1 protein-coding gene and 1 pseudogene are annotated in these 516 nt (G+C 71.5%); both read left to right on the forward strand.

Going from position 1 to position 516, the window contains the following annotated elements:
• Window positions 1-123: pseudogene (locus tag BZL64_RS39415) on the forward strand (mannose-6-phosphate isomerase, class I); the annotation flags it as partial.
• Between the two features lie 193 nt (window positions 124-316).
• Window positions 317-516 (forward strand): cation efflux transmembrane domain-containing protein (locus BZL64_RS38760; RefSeq protein ID WP_158101601.1); only part of this gene is annotated, 200 nt, incomplete at its 3' end.

The following is a 516-nucleotide window of genomic DNA, read 5'->3' on the forward strand; positions in this document are numbered from 1 at the left end:
GCCGGCACCGTACGGGCCGGCGAGCACACCCTGACCCCCGGCCGGTCCGTCTTCGTCCCCGTGGGCGAAACGGCCGAAGTGTCCGGAACCGGCACCGTGTTCAGGGCCACCGTCATCGCCTGACGCGTCCCACCGGCCCGTCCGGGCACACGCACCACGCGCCGGGCTGCAACAATGGCCCACCGCAAAGGACGGGCAAAGCCGGAAACGGCACGCCGCCCGGCCCGCACCCGCACGAGGCGACCCCGAGGCGACACGAACGCGCCCCTGGGGACGACCCCGAGAACGACCCGAGGACGAAGGGACCACGCGACACATGAGCGCGTCAGGCGGCACCAAAGCGATCGTTGCGGCACTCGCCGCCAACCTCGCGATCGCGGTAGCGAAGTTCGTGGCGTTCCTCTTCAGCGGATCGTCGTCGATGCTCGCCGAGTCCGTGCACTCGCTCGCCGACTCCGGCAACCAGGCCCTCCTCCTCGTCGGAGGCAAGAAGGCCCAGCGCGAGGCCACCCCGCA

It is taken from the genome of Streptomyces bobili, from assembly GCF_002154575.1.
Lineage (GTDB): Bacteria > Actinomycetota > Actinomycetes > Streptomycetales > Streptomycetaceae > Streptomyces > Streptomyces bobili.